Below are 20,940 nucleotides of genomic sequence, written 5' to 3'. Positions count from 1 at the left end.
CAGCAACCGCCGGACGGTTCAGGGTCAGCTCGTCTGGACCGGGTGCGCGTCGCGGTACTCGCGGACCGCCTGGGCCTCGTCGATGGCGTGCTTGAACCCGGTGGCGGCGCGGAAGGCCGCGCTGTCCACGACGACCGGGTACTTGACGTGGGTCAGCGCCGCGCGCGGGAGCTTCGGCAGGCCGAAGCGGCCGAGCGCGTTGCGCAGCACGAACTCGGGCAGGGGCACCGCCACCCGCCCCGCCGCCCGGATGATGAGCGACAGGGGCACGGGCTGCGGGCCCGAGACGTTGTAGACGCCGCGGATGCGCTTCTCCAGGGCGAGGCAGATGGCGGTCACGACGTCCTGCTCGTGCATGAACTGGAACAGCGGGTCGAACCCGAGGACGTACGGGACGTGCGGGCCGCGGAGGAAGCTCGCCAGCGTGCCGTGGCCGGTCGGGCCGAGCGTGTAGCACATGCGGAGCACGGTCGTGCAGAGCTCGGGAGCGCGCCAGAGCGCCGTGCAGGCGTAGAGATCGGCCGCGACGAGATCGGCGAGCTCGGGGAAGGTGGACACCGCCATCGGCGGGTCCTCCTCCGTGTGGTAGAGCGGCGACTCGGGGCCAGCGCCATAGTAGGTGTGTCGGCCGACGAAGATCACGTGCTCGACCCCGCAAGCACGGCTGTTGTCGAAGACGACGCGCGTGCCGCCGAGGTTGATCCGATACCGCTCCTCGGTCTGCTCCACGAGGTGCGTCACCGTCGCCATGTGGATGACGGCCTGGGGCCGGCTCTTGCGGAACACGTCCTCGGCGGCGCGCTTCTGCAGATCCACGTTGTGCATCTCGATCCCGGCGGGGGCGGACGGCCAGGGCCGACGGTCGATGCCGATCACCTCGTGCCCCGCCTCGAGGAGGCGCGTCGCGACCATGCGGCCGAGCTGGCCGGTGATTCCAGGGATGAGGATCCTCATGCGCGCTCCTTCCATGAGGCACGCTCGGCCGGCGTGGCGCCGCGCTGCCCCGCCGGCGTGGCGCCGCGCTGATCAAGCGCGAGCCTCCCGCGGCGCCGCTGCCGCCCGACGTCGATGAGCTCCGCGATCTTCGCCTTCACCTGATCCACGTGGCCCATGATCACCTCATCTTCCTCCGCGCCGGTCCCCGGGAACGTCATCGGCTCGCCATAGGTGATCTCCAGCTGGACCGGCAGCGGCGCCGGGACGAGGTACGGGGTGATCGGGATATAGGGGACCCCGAACAGGCGGCCGATCGTGTACGAGTTGGCGATGGTGGGCACCGCCTCGCCGCCGCCGACGAAGCCGAACGGGATGATGGGCGTCCTCGTCTTCAGCGCGAGACGGACGAACCCCGAGCCGAAATGCACGAGCGAGTTGCGCTCGCTGTAGAGCTTGGCGGTGCCGCGCGCCCCCTCGGGGAACACCATGAGCAGCCGCTCGTCCTCGAGCAGGCGGCTCGCGTGCTCGGGGAGGCCGGTGAAATGCCCTGTGCGGCTCGACCAGAGCGAGGTGAACGGGAGGCGGTTGATGAACTTCTCCGCCATCCCCTCTGCGAGCCGCGGTGGATCCATCTCGAAGAACGTCGACGCGACCACCATCGCCCCGTCGATGGCGACGCCGCCCGAGTGGTTGCCGACGAGCATCGCGCGCCCGCGCGCAGGGACGTTCTCGACGCCCGCCACGTCCACCGAGAAGTAATGGTGGTAGAAGAAGTCCAGCGCAGAGAAGAAGAGGCCGAGGTGCTTCCGGGAGATGCCATAAGGATCAACCCCGAAGCTGTTGAACGGGATCTCCAGCCGCTGTACGCGCTGTGCAATCGAGTCGCTGACGAGCAGTGTCAAAGGTCACCCTCCGGAGACTTCGGCGCCCGGAGGGTACGCGCGATCGGGCGGGGAGCACAACCTCCGCCACGGCCGCGGAGGAGGCAGCCTGCCCGCGCGCGGTGAAGGTGTGGCCGCTGAGGCCGCGCGCGCCGCTGGGCTCGAGTCGCCGCAGGCCGCAGGTTTCGCGTCGTTCTCGTCGATGATCATGTCTCGAAACATAACGCGCCGCGGCGGGATCTCCGCGGCGCACCGCTGTCTGTTGCGCTCTCGACCGCGGCGCGAGGCGCAGCCATTGAGCAGCCTCGCTGCCCGCGGTATGGGTCGGCCATGTCGATCCGACGCCGCGCACCCGAGCTTCCTGGCCAGGCGCCTTCCGGCCGCCCGCCGGAAGGACGCCCCCGCAACGCCCGCCGGGAGGTCGCCCCGTGACCGACCTCGTGATCCGCCGGGCGGCGCCCATGGATGCGGCGATCCTCGCGGCCAACAACAGGGCGATGGCGCTCGAGACGGAAGGCAAGGTGCTGGACACGGCCACCACCCTCCGCGGCGCCGCCGCGCTGATCGCGGACGAGTCCAAAGGGTTCTATCTGCTCGCCGAGCGCGCCTCCGAGGTGGCCGGGCAGCTGATGGTCACCTACGAATGGAGTGACTGGAGAAACGGCACTTTCTGGTGGATCCAGTCCGTTTACGTGTCTCCCGCGTCGCGCCGCAGCGGGGTCTTCCGGGCGCTGTACCGGCGCGTCGGGGAAATGGCGGCGGACGCGGGGGACGTATGCGGCATCCGCCTCTACGTGGAGACCGCGAACGCGCGCGCGCAGTCGACCTATGTCGCGCTCGGAATGCAGCGCTCGCATTACGAGCTCTACGAGCTCGACTTGGCCTTCGGCTCCTCCTGAGGCGCCCGGATTTCCGGGCTCGACGCGGGAGGAGCGACCGCGGGCATCGACGGCCAGGAGCCCTTGACGAGGGCTCGCATCGCGGCCGTCTTCAGCGCGACCTCGCGGGGATCGAGGAACACGCCGAGCGCCTGGCGAATGTGGGGGAGCGAGCGGATGAGATCGGCAGGGGTCATCGCGTCGGGCGGCGACACGCCGCTCCGCTCGCAGGCCTCCTGGATGATCTTCCTGGCGAACGCGGGCGCGAGGCCACAGCACTCGACCACCTGCTCGAAAAGCGAGCGCATGAGCTGGTTCCCCCGGGGTAACGTCTGACGCGCGGCGCGTCTTTCACTTGGGCGAGCACATTCCGCCCCACGACAAGAATAGCCTACGTCCCATGTCATGCTCGTGAGATGACGACTGACCTTCTGCGGTGCTTTGCGAAGATGTAGGTGACGAGGTGCGCTCAATGTGTGACAGCGCGGCCTGGCGCCGCGCGATCGGAGCTGCTTCGGGACCGGTGCAGAGGGAGGTCGTGGCCGCCAGCGATTGGACGGGCCTCCACCGCCGGAGTGTTGGACGTGGCGGCGAAAAGGATCATCGCCAGGCCGGCTGCGCGCGCCGCGCGCCGCGGGGGCAGCGCTCGGACCTCGTGAGATGGCGTCTGTCCCTGGCTGACGTCAGGGGATCCCCGGTCCGGGGCTGTCGTCGATGGCGTCTCGTCGAGGCGATGACGTCGCGCGTCGTGCGCGTCAGAGCCCGCTGGGCTTGAAGGGCGTCCGGGAGGTCGTCCGCGGGGCGCTCCGCTTCGGGTCCGGGGCCTTCGGCGCCGCGCCGCGAGCGGCCGCGGGGCGGGGCGGTGGCTTTGCCGTAGACGAAGCGGAGCCGCTCGCGGCGCGCGGGTCGGACCGGCCCGGCTTGGGCTTGGCGGCGGGCGGCGTCGCCCTCTGGCCCGGCCGCGGCGCCGCGCGGTTTGCGGTGGGCGCCGGCGCATGGGCGGCCCTGGCAGGATAGCCACCCTGAGCGGCCCTGACCGGAACGGGGGCCGGGGCGGCTCTGGCGGGAAGGGGCGCGCGCGCGGCGCCGGCGGGAAGGGGCGCGTGCGCGGCGCCGGCGGGAAGGGGCGCGTGCGCGGCGCCGGCGGGACCGACGCCCTGGGCGGAGCCGCCGGGGGCAGGGTCCTGCGCTGGGGCGTCGAGGGCGGGGCCCTGGGCGGGCGCGCCGGCGTGCGCCACGGTGGCCACCTGAGCGGGCGCGCTGTCCGCGACGGCCGCAGGGAGCAGCGGCGAGCTCGGGGGAGCGTCGCCGCTCTCCGCCACCTCCTGGGCGACGGGCTCGCGCTCGCCGACCGCGAAGAAGACCCCCACGCCGAGCGCGAGCGCGACCGCGCAGAGGCTGGCGATCACGCTGCGGCGCACGATGTGCTGCCGGCGGAACACGGCCTCGGAGACGACCGCGCCCAGCCCCTGCGCGCTGTCGGTGCCCGAGAGATCCGTCGCCGCGCCGACGCCCTGCTGGCTCCGGGGCGCGCGATGGCTGAGGGGCAGCGGCTCGCTCCCGGGAGAGCGCTGGCTGAGGGGCAGCGGCTCGCTCCGGGGAGAGCGCTGGCTGAGGGGCAGCGGCTCGCTCCGGGGAGAGCGCTGGCTCAGCGGCGACCGCACCGACCTCGGCCCGGAGCCCGACGCCGGGCCGTTCCGCGCGCTGGGCGGACCGAGGCCGTCCGGCGACCCGCGCAGGCCGACCTCCTTGATGAGCGCCTCCACCGCCCGGGGAGACGAGACAGCGAGGCCCGGCGTTTGCGCGGCCGCCTCTTCCAGCGCCTCCGCGAACGCGGCGGCGGTCGGGAACCGGTCGTCCGGATCGGTGCTCAGCGCGCGCAGGCAGATCCTGTCGATCGCGGCCGGGACCGACGGCATCACCCCGCGCGGCCCCGTGGGCGGGCCCTGGAGGATGTGCGCGATCAGCGCGCCGTCGTTGTCGGCCTTGAACAGGCGCTCCTCCGTGAGCATCTCCCAGAGCACCACGCCGGCCGAGTAGACGTCGCTGCGGCGGTCGACCTGCTGGGCCCGGATCTGCTCGGGCGCCATGTAGGCGAGCTTGCCCTTGAGCGCGTTGCCCTGCGTCGACATGAGCCGCGTCTCGGCGCGCGCCACGCCGAAGTCCGTGATGCGCGCGACGCCGTCGATGCCGACGAGCACGTTCTGCGGCGAGACGTCGCGGTGCACGAGGTGCAGCGGCTCGCCGTCCGACCCGGTGAGCTCGTGCGCCGCGTGGAGCCCCGCGAGCACGTCGAGGAAGATGCGGAGCGCGATCCCGAGCGGGACGGGCCGCTTCGCCCGCGCGCACGTGCGGAGCAGGAGGTGCAGCGACGGGCCCTCGATGTACTCCATGACGAGGAACAGCGGGTCCTCGACGAGGTCGAACGTGGCGACGACGTTGGGGTGGCGCACCCGCGCCGCGAGGCGCGCCTCGTCGAGGAACATCGCGACGAACTCGGGCTCCGCCGCGATGTGCGGGTGCATCATCTTCAGGGCGACGAGGCGCTCGAACCCGCCGGCGCCGACGGCCCGCCCGAGATACACCGTGGCCATGCCGCCCGACGCGATGGCGCGCAAGCTCTCATAGCGGCCAGCGTGCAAGGTCACATGCCGAGGTTACACCATGCCTGGTGCGTTCTCCATGAGTCCCGCGCCGCCGCTCCGGCGACAAGCGCGCGCACGTCCTGCACAGCCATGACGAAGAGCGGGTGAACCCATGTCGATGTGAGGCGCCATACGACCGATTTCCGACAGCTGGCGCCGGCGTGGCCTGCTGGTCGGCGATCGGCGCCGGCGCCGCAGGCCTGCGCGGCTGCTGCGGGATCAGCTCACGATCGGCAGCCGCCTGGCCGCAGGTCGCGCGCGCGCGACGCCCTGCTCGCGCTCGCGCAAAGCAAGGTCGTGCTCGACGATCGTAAGGGGATTGTCGTAGGCCGGCAGCGGAAGATCCTTATTCTTCGCGTACACAGGGTGCCTGCCGTGCTTCTTGTACCACTCGGCCACCGTGGCGTTGGCCTTCATCTTCTCGAGGATGTTCCGCCACCCGGCGCCGGTGTTGTAGGCGCAGAAGCTGATCTCGCCGAGCTGCGTTCCGTACGGAATGATGCACATCTCCGTGCGACGGAAGTCGTAGTTGAACAGGTCCTGGAACCACATGCCCGCGACGAACAGGACCCGCCACTCGTACTCGTGGGCGTCGCCCTCGCCGGCGTGCGCGGCGCCCGTCTGGCTCATGAACTGCTTCACCAGCGTCGCAAGGTTGAAATTGGGCGGCGCCTTCTCGGGCCGGTAGTGGCGTAGCAGCGCGGCGACGACCTGGGCCTTCGTGAAGGCGCGGCCGCGGCCGGCGTCGAAGATCGCGCGCAGGTCGGAGAGCAGCCCCTCGACGTCCACGAAGTCGAGCAGCGGGACCATCTGCTTCGTCTGCTTGTGGACGAACAGCGCGGTGCCGATCCCGCAGTTCGGGTGGCACCCGCAGTTGATCTGCCCCCAGTCCTTGTCCGGGCCGTCGAGCAGGTCGGTCACGTCGCCGAAGGGGCTGAGCGACGAGAGGGGGAACCAGTCGCGGAGCGGATCGGTCACGCCTGTCTGCCGGGCGACGTCGTGCGCGAGGTGGCTCAGCGTGTAGCGCTGCTTCTCGCGCAGCTCGTCGGAGATGTCCTCGTCGCGGCCGGTGAAGCTGACCGGCTGGAAGCTGACGACCGTGACCTTGTCGGCGTTCTGGACCGCGAAGTCGATGATGGGCCCCACCTGGTCGTTGTTCACGCCGTTGACGATCGTCACGACCAGGATGACGTCGATGCCGGCGGCCGAGAGCTCCTCGATGGCCCGCAGCTTCACGTCGTAGAGGTTGCCGATCTTGCGGTGGCCGTTGGCGGCGTTCGTGACCCCGTCGAACTGCAGGTACGCCATCCGGAGGCCCGCCTCCTTGGCCTGCCTGGCGAAGCCCGGCTCCTCCGCGAAGCGGATCCCGTTCGTCGCGCACTGGACCGCGAAGTACCCCTTCTTGCGCGCGTACCGGATGGCGTCGAGGAAGTGCGGGCTCAGCGTCGGCTCGCCGCCGGAGAACTGGATCGACATCTGCCGGCGCGGGCGCACGTCGGCCGCGTCGTCGAGGATCCGCTGGATCTCGTCCCAGGAGAGCTCGTGCACATAGCCGACCTGATTGGCATCCATGAAGCACGGGTCGCACATCATGTTGCAGCGGTTCGTCAGGTCGACCGTGAGGACCGCGCCGCGCCCGTACCGGATGGTGCTCGAGCCGTGGTTGTGGATGCGGTCCGGCGTCATCTCGACGTCGCGCCCGCCGAAGAGGCGCTCGATGCGGGCGAGGAACTCCGGGTCGATCGAGATCGTGTCCGAGAAGGAGCCGTGCTTCGGGCAGGTCTTCTCCATGACGACGCGCCCGTCGCGCTCGACGATGCGGGCGCGGATCTCCCCGGGCTTGTCGGTGATGAGCCGGGTCCAGTCCGCCCTGCCGCCCAGGATCTCGGCGCGCGCCTCCTTGACGCAGCGCGGGCACAGGCTGTCCGTCTCGCGAGGCCAGCCGAGCGGGGGCTTCGATCGCTGGCCGCCCCTCGGGATCGGCTTGTCGCTCCACCTCGGGTGGAACGGCTTGGGCTCGCCACCGAGCCGGCTCAGCTGCTGCAAGACCGGCCATGCCTTGTTGGCGGATACCGTGATGGCCTTTTCCAGTGTCCGTACCAGGTCGATCAAGCGTCACCTCTTCTACAGCCGCACCAGCCGCATTTCGCGGCTGCACCGTAGGTCGACCTAGCGCGTGCTTCCATCAAATTCCAGGCTTGTCACGCGGCGCCGACGCGCCGCCGACGGCGGCCGACGCGGCGTCGGCGGGGGCGTGACAGCGGGCCGCCGATCGCGGGATAGTGCGGCGCAGCGAATGCGATTGCTCCCTGGAACACCCCGCGCCCTCGGCCTCGCGGCGGCGCTCGCGGCCACCGCGCTCGCCGGCGCGGCGGCGCCGCAGCCCGTCGCGCGGACCGCGCGCGCCCCGCAGGCGGAGGAGAGCAGCGGCGCGCCCGCGACGGCCGAGCCCGGCGCGTCGCGGCTGCGCGGCAGCCTCGGCGTGCCGGTCGCGGAGCGGCTGCTCGCGTCGAGCGACCCGGAGGCGCGGCTCCGCGGCATCGAGCGGCTCGGCTCGATCGGCACCGAGGCGGCGATCGACGCGCTGCTCGCGGCGATCGAGCAAGGGGCGCCGGCGGCGCGCGACCCGAAGGCGCGCCTCGCGGCGGTGCGGGCGCTCGCCCCCCACGCGCAGCGCGACAGCGTGCGCCAGCTCCTCTCGCGCGAGCTCGCGGAGGGCGGCGCCCCCGCGCGCAGCGCCGCCTCGCCGCTCGGCGAGCTGCTGCGCGGCACGGCGGCCCTCGCGCTCGCCCGCTCGGGCGACAAGCGCGCGCTCGCCGCGCTCGTGAACGCCATCGTGCAGGGCGGCGCCGCGGGCGAGGCCGCGGCGCGCGCGCTCAAGGCGCACCCGCCCGCGTCGCTCCAGCTCCTGCTCGGGAACCGCAAGCGGCTCGAGCCCGCGCTCGTCGCCTTCCTCGGCGAGCTTGGCGACCTCCGGGCGCTCGCGGCGCTGCGGCCGATGCTCGAGGGCGGCGACAGGGCGGCGCAGGTGGCCGCGGCGCGCGCGCTCGCGCGGCTCGGCGACGAGGCCGCGCTGGCGAAGGCGCGCGCGTGGCTGCGCAAGCCGGAGCCGGGGCTCCTCGAGGCGAGCGCCGAGGTCCTCGTCCACCTCGGGGCCCCGGAGGCGCCGGACGCCGTGGCCGCGCTGCTCGGGTCCGAGCTCGCGCGGCTCGAGGGGCTCCGGCTCGCCGAGCTCGCGCCGGCGGAGCGGCTCGTGCCGGCGCTCGCGCGCGCGCTCCCGTTGCTCCCGGAGGACGCGCGCCCGCGCGCCGTCGCGGCGATCGGCCGCGCGGGCGGCGCGGAGGCGGCGCGGCAGCTGCGCCGGCTCTCGATCGAGCGCCCCGAGCTCGCGACGGCCGCGGCGTTCGCGCTGGCGACGGCGCCCGGCGCCGAGGCGCGGGCCGCCGTCGCGGAGATGATCGACGGCCCCCGCGCCGCGAAGGACGCGGAGCTCCGCCGGCTCGGCCTGCGCGCCGGCGTGGTCCGCGGCCTCGCGCTGCGCGACGCGCCCGAGGCGCTCGAGGGGCGGCTGCTCGCCGCGCTGGCCTCGCCGAGGGGGTCGAGCGACCGCGCCGTCGCGGCGTTCGGCGCCGTGGCGCTCGGCCTGCGCGACGCCCGAGAGGTCGTCGGCGAGTGCTCCCTGGCCTCCTGCGATCGCGCGGCGGTCCACGCGGCGGCGCGCGGCGCCCTCGCGCGGGGCGAGCGCGCCCTCGCCGCGCTCGCCCCGCTCTTCGCGGAGCTCGCCGCGCCGGGCGGCGGCGGCGCGCCCGACGCGGCGGCGATCTCCGCCGGCGTCGCGCTGCTCGCGGCGCCCCGGGGCGGCGCCGTCGCGACCTCGCGGCTCGCCGCCCTCGCGGAGGCGGGCGGTCCCCTGGCGCCGCTCGCCGCCCGCGCGCTCGCGGCCCGCGACGACGAGGTGATCCGCGGCAGGCTCAAGCGGCTGCTCGAGGGGAGCGACCCCGTCGTCCGCGCGCACGTCGCGCTCGGCCTCGGGAGCGACCCCATGCCCGACAGCGTCTCGCTCCTCGCGCGCGCCTACCGCTTCGAGGACGACGCCGCTGTGCGCCGCGCGATCGTCCGCGGGCTGTCCCGGCGCGCCGAGGTGCAGCGCCGGCGCGTCCTCGAAGCGGCGCGGGACCTCGATCCGGACGAGGGGGTGCGCGCGCTCGCGCGGGCCGCCCTCTCCGGTGTCGACCGGCGGGCGCTCGACGCGCCCTCCGCGCTGGCGACAGGGGTGGTGTGGGTCGCGATCGTCCCGAACGACCGGAGCGCGATCGCGAGCGCGTCGTCGCGCCCGGCGCGGCTCGTCCGCCCGGATGGGCTGGCCGTCCCGGTCGTGGCCGATCCCGACGGCGTGCTCCTCGTGCCGGGGGTGCCGCCCGGGGTGAGCTCCGTCCTGCTTGCGCCGGCCGCACCACCGGGGGACGCTGGCTCATGACGACGATGAGCAACGCGACGGACGAGAGCGGCACGGACGCGGAACCTCGCGCAACGTCGAGCGCTGCACCCCGCGCCACGTCAGCGGCGTCTGCGGGCGATGCCGATCGCGCGCCGGTGAGCGGCGACAAGGCGGCGGGCGCCGGCGCGATGTCCTTCGAGGAGTCGACGCGCCGCCTCGCGAAGATCGTGGCGGAGCTCGAGGGCGGCGACCTGCCGCTCGAGCGCGCGCTCTCGCTCTTCGAGGAGGGCATCCGCCTGTCGCGGTCGGCGCAGGAGCGCCTCGACCGCGCGGAGAAGCGCGTCGAGGAGCTGCTCGGGATGGACGCCGATGGGCGCCCGGTGACGCGCGAGTTCGAGGGTTGAGCGGAGCAAGGGTGAGATGAGGACCGCGGCGGCGCTGATCATCGGTAACGAGCTGCTCACCGGGAAGATCGCTGACGAGAACCTCTTCGTGCTCGCGGGCACCCTGCGCGCGCTCGGCGTCAAGCTGGAGCGGGCCGTCATGGTGCTCGACGACATCGAGGTGATCGCCGCGGAGGTGCGCGCGCTCGCCGCGTCGCACGACTGGCTCTTCACGAGCGGCGGCGTGGGCCCGACGCACGACGACCTCACGATCGCGGGCGTCGCGCGCGCGTTCGGCGTGCCGGTGGTCAGCGCGCCCAACATGGAGAGCATGCTGCGCGAGTACTACGGCGACCGGCTCACCGAGGGGCACCTGCTCATGGCGCGCGTCCCGGAGGGCGCGCGGCTCGTGACCGGCGGCAGCGCCGCGTGGCCGGCGGCGGTGATGCGGAACGTGTGGATGCTGCCCGGCGTGCCGCAGATCTTCCGGGCGAAGCAGGCGCTGATCCAGGCGGAGCTCTCCGGCGGCGCGCCGTTCATCTCGCTCGCGGTGTTCACGACCCTCGACGAGGGGCAGCTCAAGCCGATGCTCGATCGCGTGGTCGAGGCGCACCGCGACGTCGACATCGGCTCCTACCCCCGGTGGTCGGGCGCCGAGTACCGGACCAAGCTCACGTTCGACGGCCTCATCGAGGCGCGGGTGCGCGCGGCGCGCGACGCCTTCGCCGAGAGCCTGCCCGCGGAGACCATCGTCCGCGTCGAGTGATGCGCGCCGCTGTCGGTCCGCCCGCCGGCATTGGCGGCGCGGTGCCCCTCGTGTCGATCGCTGTGATCGGCGCGCTCAGTGCCGCCCGTGGTGGTGCCGTCCGTCCAGGCGCTGCCACCAGGTACCCATTGCCTCATCTCGATCTGTTTTCTCTTGCCTTGATGGCTTCTCTCCCCCCCCCTCCGCCTCCCTGTCGCCTCCAGCGCAAGTCTCGTTGCAGGCTCGTAATGCGGCCGTGTAATGTCGGGCGCCATGAAACGCGGTTTCGCGGGCGCGTCGGGAGCGTCGATCACCGCTCTCGCGCTGAGCTGGGCGATGATCTCGTGCGGCGCCGCCGTCGGTTATTCCGACGACTGCGCCGAGACCTTGAGCTGCGAGCCGCCGCCGGCCTCCCCGTCTCGGTGTGCCGGCGACCCCGCCACGACGCCAGCGAAAGAGGAGTGCGGCGTCTTCGTCGCGGGCCACGGAGACGACGCCCGCGCGGGGACGAAGCAAGAGCCCGTGAGGACGTTGCAGCACGCGGTCCAGAAGGCGCTGCTGGAGGGCAAGCCGCACGTCTACGCATGCGCGGAGGACTTCCACGAGGCGGTGCGCCTTCCGTCGGGCGTCGAGATCTGGGGAAGCCGCGCCTGTGACCGCGAGGACTGGGCCTACCTCGGCGGGGACCACCCGACCGTCGTCGCGCCGAGCGCCGGCCGCGTGCCGGTCCTGGTGCATGCCCATGGCGCCGTCCTCTCGGACCTCTTTTCCAGCGATCCGCGCTCGCTCCTGTTCGGCGTGCAGCTCGTGGCGGCGGACGCGATCGAGCCGGGCGGCTCGTCGATCGCGCTGATCGTGACGGACGACGCCAAGTTGAACGTCGCGTGGAGCGAGATCATCGCGGGCGACGGCGCGCCCGGCGCGCCCGGCGAGGACGCGCCGATCGAGGTCGCGGAGGACGGCGCGCCCGGGAACCACGGCGCTGCGGTCTGCTCGGCGGAGAACGTGACGGGCGGCTTGTCCGCGCAGACGCTCTGCCCCGGCGACGTGAAGTCCACCGGTGGTCACGGCGGCGTCGGCCGTCGCGATGCCGGCGGCGACGGCGAAAACGGGACGGTGGACGAGAAGACGCCCGCGGTCGATCCGCCGGCGGGCGGACAGAGCGGCTCGGGTGGGCTAGGCGAAGCCGGTGCCCGCGCGTGTACCGCGGGCCAGGACGGGCGGGACGGCGTCCCGGGCGGCCCAGGCAAGGGTGGAGTGCAGCGCGCCGCGCGCATCAGCGTCGCGGGGTGGCACGGCGACTGGGGAGTCGCGGGGACTCCTGGGACAGCGGGCCAGGGCGGCGGCGGCGGGGGCGGCACGCGGGGACGCGGCGTCTGCCAGACCACGGAGCCGCAGGGCGGCGCGTCCGGCGGGTCGGGCGGCGGCGGCGGTTGCGGCGGGCGCGGGGGCGGGGGTGGGCAGCCCGGAGGTGCCAGCATCGCGATCGTCGCCGTGGGGGCGAACGTCGCGATCGAACACGCCACGGTGGTCGCCGGCCGTGGTGGTGACGGTGGACGCGGCGGACGCCGGCAGGAGGGCGGGTACGGCTGGCCGGGTGGCTATGGTGGAGAAGCCGGGATGAACGGGGGACAGCCCGAGTACGCCTGCGATGGCGGCCGTGGCGGGAACGGCGGGGACGGCGGCCCCGGCGGCGGCGGGCTCGGTGGCCACTCGATCGGCATCGCTGCCCTGTACAGCGGCGTGACGATTCGGGAGAGCGTCGTCTGGGAGCTCGGACGGGCCGGCGAGGGAGGCTACGCAGCGGGCCTCGGCGCGGGAGAGCCAGGCTTCTCCAAGGAGATGTGGAACGTTCAGGGAATCGCCGCCCAGGGGGAGCCACCGCGGTGAACCCGGCGTGCGCACGACGAGCTGCGAGGGAGACCGATGAGCTGGACGATGTTGGCGGCGGCGGTGCTGTTGGCGCTCGCCTCCACGGGCTGCGGAACGGCTGGCCGCTGCGAGGACGGGATGGAGTGTGGCGGCGCAGCGCCGGCGGAGGCCGAATGCCTCGAGGCGCTCGCCGCGCACAGGGCGGTGGACGGGTGCGGTGTCTTCGCAGACTCCTTCGCCGAGGGGGGGAATGGCACCATGGCGAGCCCGGTGAACTCGCTGGCGCGCGCGATCGAGCTCGCGCGCGCGGGCCGGCGCCGCGTGTTCGCGTGCAACCAAGCGAATTTCTGGGAGAGCGTGACCGTTCCCTCGGGAATCGATATCCACGGTGGGTTCGATTGCGATGACGGCTGGCGGTACGAGGGGGACGCGCTGCGGACGCGCATCTGGAGTGCGCACGACGTAGGAGACCCGCATACCATCGTGCCGGACGAGGGCGAGCGCCAGGGACTCGACGACGGCGTCACGACGCTCACGGATATGGAGATCGAGCTGTTCGGCGCCATGCCGCTCGGCCAGACGGCGATCGGGCTGCGTGTCGCGTCGAGCGCGGTGGTGGAGCTGGTCCGGAGCCACCTCATCGTCGCGGAGGGCGGGGCGGGGCTCCCCGGAGATGGATTCCGCAAGGAAGCGCGTGAGCGCGCACGCGACGGCGCAGACGGGAGTCCGGGGGGCGACGCCTGCTCGGCCGACACCGTGCCTGGCGGCGCTCCGGTCACCACCGTCTGCGAGGACGGCTCCGAGTCCACCGGCGGCAAAGGGGGCGATGGCCGTGCGGATCGCGGCGAGGCCGGGAGCGATGGGGCGCCGCTTCCAGAGCCGAACCCTCGCAGCGCCGGCCTCGGAGGCGCCGGGGGGCGGGAGGGCTCCGCGTGCGAGCGCGGGAAAGACGGGCAGCAGGGGGAGGTCGGCGCGGACGGCAGGAGCGGGCGCGGCGCCGGGCGGATCACCCCAGCTGGCTGGGTGGGTGAGAGCGGAACCGACGGGAAGCAGGGCGGGAACGGAAGGGGCGGGGGCGGGGGCGGGGGCGCTTTCGGCGGCTCGGCCGCGTGCGGTGCGTCGCCGCGCGGCGGTGCCTCCGGCGGCTCCGGCGGCGCCGGCGGATGTGGCGGCCAGGGGGGCCGCGGGGGCGCCTATGGGGGCGCGAGCATCGGCATCCTCGCCCTCGACGGCGCCAGGGTGACGTTGCGCCAGGTCGCGATCGAAACGGGCGACGGCGGTGATGGCGGCGATGGGGATTACGGACAGGACGGCGGGGTTAGCGGGCGGTGGGGAGGGATAGGGCAACATCCGGGAGACTATCGTAGGGCCTGCGACGGCGGCTCAGGTGGCTATGGCGGCCGCGGCGGCAACGGCGGCGCCGGGACAGGGGCGCCGTCGATCGGCATCGCTTATGTGGACGAGGAGCAGCTCACCTTGGAGGACGTCGCCTTCTCGATCGGCGCTCCGGGCAAGGGAGGCCTGACCTACAAGGCGGACGGCGAGAGGGCCGACGACAGCTTCGCCGCCGAGAAGCACCGCTTCTCGCCGTGAGCGCGGCCGGCGCCGCGCCCGTCGGGTTCGTGCGGGATGCGACAGCCGACGGGCGGGGGCGGTAGCCGCGCCTATCCGGCGAGCGGATCCCGACGGGTCTCCGCCGGATGACGACGGGTTCCACCTCGGATGACGATGAACCCCCCGTCGGATGACGGCGGGTACCAGCCTCGATGACGACGTCTCCGGGCCGGATGACGATGGCTCGCCGCCCGGAGCCGATGGGGTCTGACCGGATGCTGATGGGCTCCGGCCGCATGCCGGCGGGCCCCAGCCCCGATGCCGATGGCTGCGGGTCGGATGCAGATGGCTCGCGGGCGGATGACGACGACGTTCACCTCGGATGACGATGGCCCCCTCCCGGAATGACGACGCCCTCCGCCGCGATGCCGACGATTCCGCGCCGCGCGCTTGCGCTTCGCGCTGTCGCCATCCACGGGCACGCTCCCCGGCGCTCGCTGGCGCCATGGCCAAAACTTGCCGCTCCCTCGACGTGCCGCTCCGCACCCCCTTAGCCTGCGCTGATGGCCAAACCTACCTCTCCTCCCGAAGAGACCGACGACAACGATCCCACGCTCGAATCGCTGGCCGACCGGCTCGGCAAGCCGGAGCCCGGCATGATCGAGGCCTTGCTCGACGGCACGACCGAATCCCAGCTCGTCGAGCGAGGGCGGCAGATCGCCTCCTCGCGCGTCTTGACCGACCTGCGGCGCCTCTACGCGACGGCGCACGCGTGCTGGTCGGGCGCGTCGAAGGAGAAGCGGGAGAAGCTGCGCGGCTTCTCGCCGGAGCTGCTCGCGCTCGCGGTGGAGCAGGCGCTCGCGCTGGAGCGGCTGCTCGAGGCGCACGAGAGCGCCGGACAGAAGAAGGACGCGGCGCGCGCCACGAAGGACGCGGCGCTGCGGGAGCGGCTCTCGCGCGCGCTGCTCCTGCGCGACCAGGCCTACGAGGTCCTGCGCGGCGTCGCCGGCTCGGGCAAGGAGGCGCGCGAAGAGCTCGCGCAGGCCGTCGGCACCGCGGAAGATCCGGGCGCGCTCGCGCGCGGGCTCACCCGGCTCGCCGCGCTCGGCAAGCGCTACCTCGTGCAGAAGAAGGGCCCCCTGGCCGTGCGCGCCAAGCTGATGCGGCTCGACTTGGACTACGTCGAGCGCCTCGAAGAGACCGCCGAGGAGCTGACCCAGGCGGCGAAGACCGCGGCCGCGCGCCCCGCGGGCCAGAAGGTCACGAGCGGCGACCTCGACCGGGCCGACGGCATCAACTTGATCCTGCTCGAGCAGATCGTGCGGGTGTTCGAGCGCGCCAACGAGCAGGATCCGACCATCCCGCGGCTGGTGCCCATCGCGACGCGGCGGCTCTTCAGCCGGAGCACCAGGAAGAAGGCGACCGAGACGCCTGGCGGAGGCGGCGGCGCGGCTGGCAGCGGCGGCAGCGCTGGAACTGGCAGCACCGGCGGCGCGCCGCCGGACGGGGAGGATCCGCTCGAAGGTGACGACGCGCCGGTCTGAGCCAAGCGCGCCCTGATCGGACCCGAGCATCAACAGAGGGCCCAGGCTGCAACCTGGGCCCTCTTGCTTTTCATCACGTCCTCGCCGGCCACCTTACGGGCGGACCCTCGCCGGCGGCCGGCTCGCAGCCATTTCCCGTGGACCTGCGTGACCAGCCAGCGTGCTCCTCGGCCGAGCAATGTCCTACCACTTTCGTGAGGACGCTTGCACCTGGAGAACGTGCAGGCGAGCGTGCGCGGGCGAGAAAAATCGCGGGGTGGAGGCAATGTGTATGAGGGAGCGATCCAGACCGAGACGGCGGAGGACGATTCTCGTTGTGGCTGTCGTCGCCGTGGCGTTTGGCGCTGTGGGGGCCGGGTGCTTGTGGGAGCGCGAGGATCCCACGTTCGGGAGCTTCTGCGCGGCGGCGGTGGGCGGCGAGGAGCACTGCGTGGGCGAGAACCTCGGCCCGGGCGCCGCGTGGAGCCAGGCCGAGAAGGACGGCGCGCTGCCGATCGAGGCGTGGGCCACGTGGCCGAACAACAAGACGCTCGACGATATCGTCGCGAGCAGCTACTCGCTCGACGTCTGGTTCGGCCACATCGATGAGGCGATCGAGTACGTGCGGGACGATGCGAGCAACGCCGAGTCGCTGCGGGCGACGCTCGCGGGCAAGCTCGCGTCGCTGCTCGACGAGGCGACGGACCGCCAGAGAGCGCTGCTCGCGCAGGCGCCGGTCGACGCGGCCGGCAACTTCAAGGCGGCGATGATCGACAAGGCGAGCGCCGAGGAGGAACAGCTCGCCGCCGCGCTCGCGGCGGACAAGCAGGCGATGTCGGTCGTACAGGCGATCTTCGACCAGGCCCGGAGCGACGCCGCCCCGCTGCGATCGAAGTACGCGGGCGTCGCGGCGCGCTTCGCCGCGTACCGCGCGAGCGAGGCGGCGGAGACGGCGGCGTACGCGGCGCTCTCGGCGGAGGCGTCGCGGTCGGGCATCGACGGCCTCGACGGCGTGGAGCAGGCGGTGCTCGCGGCGGCGCGGGAGGCGAGCCGGGCACCAAACGAGCTCGCCGCGGAGGCGATGGCGCTGTCGGCGGAGCTCCAGATCTTCGCGGCGTCCTTCGACGAGGCGCTCGCACCGCACGAGGAACTCCTGGCGACGCACGGCGCGGTGGCGCCGGACATGACGTCGGGGGCGCTGCGCTCATTGAGCGCGATGCTGGGCTACGTGCAGCGGCGCGTCGCCCGGAGCGACGCGACCGCGACCGCGCTGCTCGGCGGCATCGCGCTGCGCCGGCAGGCGCTCGAAATCCTGAAGGCGAACGCGGGGGCGCGCGAGGCGATCGCGCGCTCGCGGATCCGCCGGGCGTCGGAGACCTTCGTCGAGGGGGCGCGCGCGCGGGTGGAGGTGCTGTCGGCAGCACCGCCGGTGAGCGAGAAGCTCGGGCTGCCGCTGCTCGCCGAGCGGTGCGGGGAGCTCTTGGCGCTGGTGCAGATGCGGCCGCTCTGCGAGGCGGCCGGGTCGTCGTGGCGTGAGGCCGGGTGCGCGGCGCTTCGCGGTCGGTTCGACGCCGCAGAGGCGGAGCTCAGGACGGGCTTGCCGCGGAAGATCGCGGCGGGGCTGGCGGCGCTGCGGGAGCAGGGGATGGCGGCGGCGGCGCTCGATGCGGCGCAGGCGAGGCTCGACGCGGGCGACGTGAAGGGCGCCGCGATCGCGTATGACGCCGCCGTGCGTGGCGCGGAGGGGACATGAGAGGGCCGATGGATGTCGTGCTGCGCGGCCGGAGCGCCGCGCCGCTGCAGAAGGTCGTCGCGCTGGTCGCGATGCTGGCGGTGCTGGCGCCGTCATTCGCGCAGGCCGGTACGCCGTACACCATCCTCTGGAGCAGCCAGCAGGACGTCGACTCGTGCGCGGACCCCGAGCTGGCGAGCGAGGGCGACACGATCTTCGAGGTGAACCGGACGCCGCTGCCCACCTACGGGATCCCGGGCGCGGTGGAGATTCACGGCGACGGCTCCGCCAGCAACACGCTCGAGGCGGAGTTCGACTCGGTGCTGCTCCGCATGGGCAGGAACGATTTCCACTTCGGGATCGACACCGTCGGCGGTGGCAACTGGTGTACCCACGCGCACGACGTGGTGCACCTCGTCTCGGAGCCGCTCGGGCTGAACAAGCCGCTCTTCGACATCCGCCGCGACGGGACCGGCTTCGAGGGCAGCACCGGGGTCGACCTGAGCCTCGCCGAGATCAACCCGGCGCTCGCGCGCGACATCGAGATCCTGCTCGCCGAGCTCGCCAGGGCGCGCAAGGAGCTCGTGAGGAACGCATGGCGGGTGAATTTGTTGGCGGAGAAGATGGATCTGCTCCGCCAGCTCGACACCGAGCTGATGGACCTCGTCAGCCGGCCGCTGGACGAGATCTCGCGGACCGACCTCGATGCGATCCTGGACCGGTACAAGGACGTGGTCGACGCGGAGACGCGGGCGGCGATGGAGCAGCTCGTCGACGACCTGAAGAAGAGCGTCAGCGACCTGGAGGACGAGCTCGCGCGGCTGATGGACGAGTTCGGCGCCCAGGCGGACGATGTGGCGGACCTGGCGACGCAGGACGCGCGCGACGAGGGGTGGGACCCGGACGACCCGGCGGCGTACGCGCTCGGGGAGAGCGAGGTGCCGTGGGTGGAGGTGCCGGACATCGCGGAGGTGGACGGGGCGTTCGACGAGGGGCGGGACCCTTACGCGGCGTACGCGGACGCGGTGATCGCGGCGCTGGAAGCGGACGTGAGCGGCGGGGTGGTGGTCGCGCGGGCGGACTTCGTGGCGAACGTGCGGGCGTGGCGGGAGAACAGCGCGGCGCTGGAGATCGCGCTGCGAGACCGGATGGGGGTCTCGCTGGCGGAGACGAACGCGTTCCTGAAGGCGCAGAACCGGATCACGGCGGTCGTGCGGCGGTTCATGGATGCGTCGGACTGGTTCGAGGACTCGCCGGTGCCGGCGGACCTGCGGGCGCAGGTGGACACGGTGCTGAAGCCGCGGTTCGATGCGCTGGCGGACCAGATGAAGGACAGCCTGAACCAGTGGACGGGGGATGGGCTCGACCTGGAGCAGACGCAGCTCTACCAGACGATCAGCGCGTTCGCGGGGGCGATGTCGACGGTCGGCGACGGCGTCGAGGCGTACGGGGAGGTGATGCAGACGCTGGTGCACGCGACGACGCGCATCGGGGTGGGGTTCGTGCCCGTGGTCGGGCCGACGCTCGACCTGTGCGAGGCCGTGACGGGCAAAGAGTGGTGCCTGCCGGCCGGGCGAGAGTTGAGCGACGAGGAGCGGATCTTCTCGGGGCTGGGCTTCGGGCTCGGGGCGGTCGAGCACATCTGGCACGGCGTTGCTGCCGCTGGCGCGCTACCGCCGCGTGGGATCCGGATCGCCGGGGAGATCGCGGAGGTCGATAAGGTCGTTGTCAAGGGGTTCGAGGTTTGGAGGCTCCGCGGGTACAAGAATCTGAAGGGGGCGGTGACGGAGAAGCCGCTCAACTCGTTCGAGAAGACGGTGACGAGTTTCCTGACCCACGACAGGAGGGCGCTTCTCGGCGTCGGCGACGACGGCGTGCGCGACGCGCTCAAGATTCCGTACCAATCAAGGCCGGGGAGCACCGAGGGGATGGCGCCCGATTTCCTGACGGTGTCCGCGCGGGAGAAGCTCATCCTGAGCGAAGCGAAAGCGGGCACCAACGTCGATGGCGACAGGGTGATCGACCAGCTGTCCAACGCGATGGAGGCGCTAGCGCGGAAGGGCCGCGCCGGCGATGTCGAGGAGGTCGAGCTCATCATGGAGCGGGGCGGGAAGCTCGGTGGCAAGAAGTACACTATCAAGGACGGTTACCTCTTCGATGAGGACAAGGGTAAGAGGGCGAGCCTGAAAGGCTTCAACAAGCCCATCAAGGTGATCCGGTTATGAGCGAATCAGGTCCGCGCTTCTACGCCTGGTGTGAAGAGGCATCGAGGGTCGACGCGTTCGCGGCGGCGCTATCGGCTCTCGTGCAGCCGGGGTGGCTAATCGGCGTGAGTATGTATTGCGACGCGGCGTGCGACACGACCTCCATGGAGGAGGCCGCTGCCATGATCCGCGCCCACTTCAAATGCGGCGGGGGTGCTCTGGTCAGGTCCAGCGTGCTGCTCCGCGCATCCCAACGTTTCGTTCTTCCGGACCGTCGCGGACCCGATTTTTATCTTGGCATACCCGTCATCGATTTTGGTAGTTGTTGCTGCGCTGAAGCTTACGAACGTCTCAATGCGAGGGGGCCCCGCGAGCCGCAGGGGCCCCTCGAGATGTCCCCCGACGAGAACAGGGACTTCTTCCGTTTCAAGCTCGAACTCGCCTGGGGCAGGGGCCCGCGCTCCATCGAGGCCGAGGCCGAGGTGGCGTGGCACATCATGCAGGTCGACCTCGAGGACCTACTGCTGCGTCTCTGCGCGCCGGACGGGAGCGGGCGCGTTCGCACCGGCGCGTGTACGAACGCGTGGCACTGGAACGCGCCGGTCGCCACGTGCGCGACGTACAACGCGGACGCCCGAGAAATCGCGCGCGATCTCGCGGTGTCGTGGGTGCACCTCCACGACAAGGACAGCGTGTCGCGCATCGCGGGCATGTCGCTGGCCGCGCTCCACGCGCGCGTCGACGCCGCGCCGGCCGGGGCGCGCGTTCCGCTCAAAGGTGGCGGCGAGCGCGCGCACTCGCTCTCCCGCGAGACCGTCCTCAAGGCGCTGGCGGCACCGCCCTCCGCCCTGCTGGAGGCGCTCGAGGCCGCGGCGGTGCCCGACGAGGCATGGCGCGCGGCCGCGCCGCGCGCGGCCGAGATCCTGGGCCTGACAAGCCAGCTCGCGGAGACCGGCGAGGGGCCACCCACCTGGCCGGTCTACACGGACACGTATCGTCACATCCGCTTCCTGAAAAAGCACCCCCCGTTTGTCGTGCGCCGCCTGCCGACCGGCGGCGTGGTGCTGTTAACCCACCCGTACTGCTCGCTCTGGCCGCTCTGGGCCAACGCGCTCTGCTCGCTCGGTCTCATGTCCTGACGAGGAACTC

The 20,940-nt window shown here is 72.6% G+C and carries 15 protein-coding genes; 10 read left to right on the top strand and 5 right to left on the bottom strand.

The features are described 5' to 3' along the window. Nucleotides 1-24 precede the first annotated feature (24 nt). Both WME85_RS39170 and WME85_RS39165 read right to left on the bottom strand, forming a co-directional pair. Nucleotides 25-954 carry an SDR family oxidoreductase gene (locus WME85_RS39170; protein ID WP_437304136.1) on the bottom strand — a complete coding sequence of 310 codons (930 nt, stop codon included), beginning with the start codon at nucleotides 952-954 and terminating at the stop codon, nucleotides 25-27. Next, nucleotides 951-1,838, bottom strand: a complete 888-nt coding sequence (locus WME85_RS39165; RefSeq protein WP_437828501.1) for a lysophospholipid acyltransferase family protein — start codon at nucleotides 1,836-1,838, stop codon at nucleotides 951-953. The genes WME85_RS39170 and WME85_RS39165 overlap by 4 nt, the downstream gene beginning before the upstream one ends. Before the next feature lie 407 nt (nucleotides 1,839-2,245). On the opposite strand from WME85_RS39165, the gene WME85_RS39160 reads away from it, so the two are divergent. Beyond that, on the top strand, nucleotides 2,246-2,716 hold the full coding sequence (locus WME85_RS39160) for a GNAT family N-acetyltransferase (RefSeq protein WP_437828499.1): 471 nt from the start codon (nucleotides 2,246-2,248) through the stop codon (nucleotides 2,714-2,716). Here WME85_RS39160 and WME85_RS39155 read toward each other — a convergent pair. From WME85_RS39155 to WME85_RS39145, 3 genes are all read right to left on the bottom strand, one after another. Beyond that, nucleotides 2,683-3,003, bottom strand: a complete 321-nt coding sequence (locus WME85_RS39155) for a hypothetical protein (protein WP_437828496.1) — start codon at nucleotides 3,001-3,003, stop codon at nucleotides 2,683-2,685. The genes WME85_RS39160 and WME85_RS39155 overlap by 34 nt on opposite strands. A 447-nt stretch (nucleotides 3,004-3,450) precedes the next feature. Next, nucleotides 3,451-5,313: a protein kinase domain-containing protein gene (locus WME85_RS39150; RefSeq protein ID WP_437828493.1), complete on the bottom strand. Its 1,863-nt coding sequence runs from the start codon at nucleotides 5,311-5,313 to the stop codon at nucleotides 3,451-3,453. 246 nt (nucleotides 5,314-5,559) lie between these two features. After that, nucleotides 5,560-7,452: a radical SAM protein gene (locus WME85_RS39145; RefSeq protein ID WP_437828491.1), complete on the bottom strand. Its 1,893-nt coding sequence runs from the start codon at nucleotides 7,450-7,452 to the stop codon at nucleotides 5,560-5,562. A gap of 184 nt (nucleotides 7,453-7,636) precedes the next feature. Between WME85_RS39145 and WME85_RS39140 the strand changes: the two genes are divergently transcribed. The 9 genes from WME85_RS39140 to WME85_RS39100 all read left to right on the top strand — a co-directional run bounded on the left by WME85_RS39140 (nucleotide 7,637) and on the right by WME85_RS39100 (nucleotide 20,930). Continuing rightward, the gene (locus WME85_RS39140) at nucleotides 7,637-9,817 is read left to right on the top strand and encodes a HEAT repeat domain-containing protein (RefSeq protein WP_437828489.1); all 2,181 of its coding nucleotides are present in this window, start codon (nucleotides 7,637-7,639) and stop codon (nucleotides 9,815-9,817) included. Beyond that, nucleotides 9,814-10,182, top strand: a complete 369-nt coding sequence (xseB, locus tag WME85_RS39135; RefSeq protein ID WP_437828488.1) for an exodeoxyribonuclease VII small subunit — start codon at nucleotides 9,814-9,816, stop codon at nucleotides 10,180-10,182. The genes WME85_RS39140 and xseB overlap by 4 nt, the downstream gene beginning before the upstream one ends. A gap of 16 nt (nucleotides 10,183-10,198) precedes the next feature. Beyond that, the gene (locus tag WME85_RS39130) at nucleotides 10,199-10,927 is read left to right on the top strand and encodes a competence/damage-inducible protein A (protein WP_437828485.1); all 729 of its coding nucleotides are present in this window, start codon (nucleotides 10,199-10,201) and stop codon (nucleotides 10,925-10,927) included. A 252-nt stretch (nucleotides 10,928-11,179) separates the two neighbouring features. Beyond that, entirely contained in the window at nucleotides 11,180-12,796 is a 1,617-nt protein-coding gene (locus WME85_RS39125; protein ID WP_437828483.1) for a hypothetical protein, read from the top strand. A 36-nt stretch (nucleotides 12,797-12,832) separates the two neighbouring features. After that, nucleotides 12,833-14,371 (top strand): hypothetical protein, encoded by a 1,539-nt coding sequence (locus tag WME85_RS39120; RefSeq protein WP_437828482.1) that lies wholly within the window; start codon nucleotides 12,833-12,835, stop codon nucleotides 14,369-14,371. Between the two features lie 524 nt (nucleotides 14,372-14,895). Then, entirely contained in the window at nucleotides 14,896-15,876 is a 981-nt protein-coding gene (locus WME85_RS39115) for a hypothetical protein (RefSeq protein WP_437828480.1), read from the top strand. A gap of 316 nt (nucleotides 15,877-16,192) precedes the next feature. After that, complete coding sequence (locus WME85_RS39110; protein WP_437828479.1) at nucleotides 16,193-17,608, top strand: hypothetical protein; 1,416 nt, start codon at nucleotides 16,193-16,195, stop codon at nucleotides 17,606-17,608. Next, entirely contained in the window at nucleotides 17,605-19,812 is a 2,208-nt protein-coding gene (locus WME85_RS39105) for a hypothetical protein (protein WP_437828477.1), read from the top strand. Before WME85_RS39110 ends, WME85_RS39105 begins: the two co-directional genes overlap by 4 nt. After that, a complete protein-coding gene (locus WME85_RS39100; RefSeq protein ID WP_437828476.1) occupies nucleotides 19,809-20,930 on the top strand; it encodes a hypothetical protein in 1,122 nt (373 codons plus the stop codon). The genes WME85_RS39105 and WME85_RS39100 overlap by 4 nt, the downstream gene beginning before the upstream one ends. Nucleotides 20,931-20,940: the final 10 nt, after the last annotated feature.

The organism is Sorangium sp. So ce1153 (assembly GCF_051521595.1).
GTDB lineage: Bacteria > Myxococcota_A > Polyangia > Polyangiales > Polyangiaceae > Sorangium.
Note: the sequence above shows the minus strand (reverse complement) of the source record. Positions and strands in the feature narration are given on the sequence as shown.